Source organism: Pedobacter sp. CG_S7 (assembly GCF_040544395.1).
In the GTDB taxonomy this organism is placed as follows: Bacteria; Bacteroidota; Bacteroidia; order Sphingobacteriales; family Sphingobacteriaceae; genus Pedobacter.
On record NZ_JBEONS010000074.1, the window covers coordinates 1 to 5,186 of the forward strand.

At 35.7% G+C, this 5,186-nt stretch carries 5 protein-coding genes; 3 read left to right on the plus strand and 2 right to left on the minus strand.

What is annotated here, in order from left to right; genetic code table 11:
• Positions 1-182: 182 nt before the first annotated feature.
• The gene (gene gdhA / locus AAKU52_RS17005; protein WP_354335759.1) at positions 183-1,523 is read left to right on the plus strand and encodes an NADP-specific glutamate dehydrogenase; all 1,341 of its coding nucleotides are present in this window, start codon (positions 183-185) and stop codon (positions 1,521-1,523) included.
• A gap of 125 nt (positions 1,524-1,648) precedes the next feature.
• Here gdhA and rpsA read toward each other — a convergent pair whose 3' ends face one another.
• On the minus strand, positions 1,649-3,583 hold the full coding sequence (gene rpsA / locus AAKU52_RS17010; protein WP_354335761.1) for a 30S ribosomal protein S1: 1,935 nt from the start codon (positions 3,581-3,583) through the stop codon (positions 1,649-1,651).
• A gap of 251 nt (positions 3,584-3,834) precedes the next feature.
• On the opposite strand from rpsA, the gene AAKU52_RS17015 reads away from it, so the two are divergent.
• On the plus strand, positions 3,835-4,515 hold the full coding sequence (locus AAKU52_RS17015) for a substrate-binding periplasmic protein (protein ID WP_354335763.1): 681 nt from the start codon (positions 3,835-3,837) through the stop codon (positions 4,513-4,515).
• Here the strand turns inward: AAKU52_RS17015 and AAKU52_RS17020 are convergent.
• Complete coding sequence (locus AAKU52_RS17020) at positions 4,500-4,736, minus strand: DUF6965 family protein (protein WP_354335765.1); 237 nt, start codon at positions 4,734-4,736, stop codon at positions 4,500-4,502. The genes AAKU52_RS17015 and AAKU52_RS17020 overlap by 16 nt on opposite strands.
• A 28-nt stretch (positions 4,737-4,764) precedes the next feature.
• Here AAKU52_RS17020 and AAKU52_RS17025 point away from each other — a divergent pair, with 28 nt between their 5' ends.
• The gene (locus AAKU52_RS17025; RefSeq protein WP_354335768.1) at positions 4,765-5,040 is read left to right on the plus strand and encodes a DNA-formamidopyrimidine glycosylase family protein; all 276 of its coding nucleotides are present in this window, start codon (positions 4,765-4,767) and stop codon (positions 5,038-5,040) included.
• Positions 5,041-5,186: the final 146 nt, after the last annotated feature.

Here is a 5,186-nt window from a genome sequence, read left to right on the forward strand (position 1 = left end):
TGCGTTCTATTACCGACACCTGCAAGAAAAATGAGCAGGCCATCTTAAATGCTTTCTTGACTATTGCTTCATCATAGAGGTACCTGAGTAGTTACCTTTAGTATTTAAGAAGATAATTTTTATACTTTTTTTTTAGTCTAAAAAGCATACTTTTATCATTTACATAGCCCTTAAATTAATCAATGGATTCAACCATCAACACTTTTATGAATAAAATATGGTTCCGCAATTCTCATGAAACGGAATTTTTACAGGCAGTATATGAAGTCGCAGAATCGATAATACCCTTTGCTGAAAATCATCCTAAGTATAAAATTAATAAAATTTTAGAAAGAATTGCTGAGCCTGAAAGGACAATCATTTTTAGAGTTCCCTGGTTAAATGATAAAGGTGAAGTTGAAATCAATCGTGGATTTAGAGTACAGATGAATAGTGCTATTGGCCCATATAAAGGAGGTTTAAGATTTCATCCTTCAGTAAACTTAAGTGTTTTGAAATTTTTGGCCTTCGAACAGGTATTTAAGAATAGTCTCACTGGTTTACCAATGGGAGGTGGAAAAGGAGGCGCAGATTTTGATCCTAAGGGTAGATCTGAAGGAGAGATCATGAAGTTTTGCCAAAGTTTTATGACTGAACTGTACCGTCATTTGGGTGCTGATATTGATGTTCCCGCTGGGGATATTGGCGTTGGTGCTCGTGAGATTGGTTTCCTTTTTGGTCAATATAAACGTATTAAGGGGGAGTTTACGGGAGTATTAACAGGCAAGGGCGCTGAGTGGGGTGGGAGTTTAATTCGGCCTGAAGCAACCGGATACGGTGTAGTATACTTTGTTGAAGAAATGCTAAACCTTAAAACTGACTCACTCAAAGGTAAAAATATAGTTATCTCAGGATCGGGAAATGTAGCTCAATATACAGCTGAAAAGTGTATTCAGTTGGGCGCTAAGGTGCTTACTTTATCTGATTCGGAAGGTTTTATTTATGATCCAAATGGTATAGACGCTGAAAAGTTAAAGTTTGTGATGGATCTTAAGAATAACCAAAGGGGGAGGATCAAAGCATATGCAGACCAATTTAATTGTCAGTTCTTTGCAAATGAGAAACCATGGCGTATAAAATGTGATATCGCTTTTCCAAATGCGACTCAGAATGAGCTTGATGAGGAAGATGCAAAGATGTTAATTAATAATGGCTGTTTCTGCGTTGCTGAGGGCGCAAATATGCCTTCTACGCCACAAGCTATTCATGTTTTTGAAAAGGCAAAGATTTTGTATGCGCCAGGTAAAGCTGCGAATGCGGGTGGTGTAGCTGTGTCTGGACTGGAAATGTCTCAAAATTCCCTGAGGTACTCATGGGGCAGAGAAAAGATAGATAGAAAACTTAAAGTAATCATTTCAGAAATCCACCAAGCTTGTGTTAAATATGGTAGGGAAGATGAGGAATATGTAAATTATTTAAAAGGCGCAAATATTGCAGGATTTGTTAAAGTTGCTGATGCCATGCTGGCACAAGGAATAGTTTAATAATAAGCTGTGCAGAATGAGCATTACAGTAGCCTATAAATAGTACCAATAAGTAGCCATTTAATATAAAGCAAAAAAAAACATCCCGGCCAGCGGGATGCTTTTGAAATATAAATATTTAAAGATTATTTAGCTTTATTCTTGCTTTCTTCACCTTCCATTTGTTGTTTCAACTGTGCTAATACACCTAAATCTCCAAGTGTTGATTTTTCAACTGAATCTTTAACTTTCTTAACGGCATTGCTAGATGCTTTAGCTTCTTTTTTCTTAGAAGCTCTTTCTTCTGCAACAGCTTCAGCTTTAGCCTCTTCCCAGATACGGGCGTGAGATACAACGATACGTTTAGCATCTTTGTTAAACTCAATGATTCTGAAATCATTTGTTTCTTCAGCTTTGATGACAGAACCATCTTCTTTAGCCATATGTTTTGTTGGTACGAAACCTTCAACACCATAAGGTAAAGCAATAACAGCACCTTTATCAGTTACTTTAACAACAGTTCCTTGGTGTATTGAGTCCATCGTAAAGATAGTTTCAAAAGTATCCCAAGGGTTTTCTTCTAATTGTTTGTGACCAAGGCTTAATTTGCGGTTATCAACATCTAATTCTAAAACAACTACGTCTAATGTATCACCTACTTTAGTGAATTCGTTAGGGTGGTTAACTTTTTTAGACCATGAAAGATCAGAAATATGGATTAGTCCATCAATTCCTTCTTCAATTTCAACAAATACACCGAAGTTAGTCATGTTTTTAACTACTGCAGTATGTTTGCTTCCGATTGGATATCTTTCAGCAACATTTTGCCAAGGATCTTGAGTTAATTGCTTAATACCCAAGCTCATTTTACGCTCATCTCTGTCTAAAGTTAATACTTCAGCTTCGATTTCATCGCTAACTTTCAAGAATTCCTGAGGGCTGCGTAAGTTTTGAGACCATGACATTTCTGAAACGTGAATTAAACCTTCAACACCTGGAATGATTTCTAAGAAAGCACCGTAATCAGCAACAGTTACAATTTTACCTTTAACTCTAGAACCAATAGCTAAGCTAGGATCTAAACTCTCCCAAGGGTGAGGTGTCAATTGTTTTAAACCTAATGCAATACGTTTTTTCTCATCATCAAAGTCTAGAACTACAACGTTGATTTTCTCGTCTAAGTTCAATACTTCTTTTGGATGCTCTATGCGGCCCCAAGAAATATCAGTAATGTGAAGTAAACCATCAACACCGCCTAAATCGATAAATACACCGAAATCAGTAATGTTTTTTACGGTTCCTTCTAATACCTGACCTTTTTCAAGTTTAGAAACGATTTCAACTTTTTGGCTTTCTAAGTCGTCTTCAATTAAGATTTTATGAGATACAACTACGTTTTTAAATTCGTGATTGATCTTAACAACTTTGAATTCCATTGTTTTACCTACGTAGATATCATAATCACGGATAGGTTTAATGTCAATTTGAGAACCAGGTAAGAAAGCTTCAACACCCATAATGTCAACAATTAAACCACCTTTAGTACGGCTTTTCACAAATCCGTTGATGATTCTGTCGTTTTCAAGAGCCTCATTAATAGACTCCCATGATCTTTGGGTTTTTGCTCTTTTACGAGATAAAATTAACTGGCCATTCGCATCTTCAGGTGCTTCCACGAAAACGTCAACGGTATCGCCAACTTTAAGATCCGGTGTATCACGGAATTCAGAAGTAGACACTAATCCGTCAGATTTAAATCCTACGTTTAATACTACGTCTTTGTTGTTGATAGATACAACAATACCGCTAATGATTTCACCTTGATTGATTTGATTGAAAGTATCGGTATACATGTCTTCGAACTTCTTACGGTCCTCGTCAGAATATTTACCAAATGCTTTATCGTCTGCATCCCAATCAAAATCCTGATCTGGGGTTGCTAATGATGATTTGATCGCTTCGATCGACATTGAATCAGCTTCTGATTCAATGGTTTCTTTCTCAGGCAGATGTACGTCTGTCCCTTGAAGTTCGGCTTTTTTTGCCTCTAATTCTTTTTCTGCTAATTGTTTTTTTGCCATTAAAAATTTAATCTCCTTTTCCCGTTAGGGATTACAAATATACGAATTTATATTCCAGACTGATTTTTTTTTTCATAAATGTTGTTGATATAGAAGTGCTTGTATTAAAATGTGTAGGTACTTGTATATTATTTCTATTGAAATCTACTTATTCTACATTATATTTAAGGCAATATCATTAAGGAGTATATGTATAACGAAATATAAGTCTAAACGAGCAATAGCTAAATTTTATACTAATTTACCTTTAAATGAAAGAGATACTTAAAATTGGGTTGGATTCTGTCGCGCCCGTTCCTATGCATACCGACTTTAATTCTGCTATTTTTGAAGGATTTGAAGTTGATTTAATGAAGGAAATTGCCGCTCAGCTAAATCTTGAGTTGCATTATGAAATATCTTTATGGAAGCACATACTCGAAAAACTATATAAAGGTCAGCTTGATATGATTTGCTCCGCCGTAACGATGACTGCATCCCGACAAAGAACGCTAGAATTCAGTACCCCATATCTTCAATTCAGGCTTTGTGCAGTAGTGAACAGAGGCGTTTCTTTATGGAATCTCAATAGTTTTGATCATAAAACCATAGGTATTCGCATCGCAACTGAGGCTGAACACTACATCATGCATAAGTTCCCCAGCCATCAGGTGTTACATGCTGACAGGAATGATGAACTCTATGATCTCTTATTGAGGGGTGAAATTGATGTCTTAATTGATGATTCACCTATTGCTGGTGGTTTTTTGCAAAAGAATCCTGAATTGCAAATTGGTATGTTTATGCCAAATACGCACTCACAATATGCTATTGCCATGAAAAAAGGAGAAACCAGGCTCAATCTTCGCATCAATGAAGTACTTAAACATCTTAAAGAAAATGGGGTCTATCACCAGATTTATAAAAAATGGTTTAATTACATCGAACTTTGATCATCCTTTTGTATTGTATTTTCTGCTTCCAGAATATCTTTTAATTGAATTAAGCGTTCCATGAAACTTGAATATGACTTGATATGGCCATGTGCTTTTACCGTAATAACGTGACTACGAACGAATTGCTTTAGGTCTACAATTTTCGTAGCTTTATTTAAATAAACGGTTTCCGGTAAATCAATTCCTTCAAAATAAGCTTCTAATTCTTCAATAGTCATGCAACAAATATAAGATAAAAAAATACCTATGCCAGAACTGCCAGACTTACAGGTATTCAGTTATAACCTCCAAAAGAGGGTTACTGGAAAAAAACTTAAAGAAATTAATGTGCTGGTCTCAAAAAAGATTAATGTTACTGAAGCCGACCTTCAGCAAGCACTGCTCCATCATCAAATCAACCTAGTAAAACGTGTTGGAAAACAATTGCATTTCCAATTTGACAATGGCCATGTGCTCGCCTTTCATTTAATGCTGAACGGTAAATTGCTAGAATTTGAAGGTGAGGAGGTGCCCAAATATTAAGACCGTTGCAAGGCAATATGTGATTTAACTAATTGATTAACAATAAATTATACTTGTTTTTTTTGTTATTTAGGATATTTTTATGTATTTTAGGTTATGAAAAACGAACAGAAATTGGGTTTTGCAGATTATATGGTTCAGCGGAG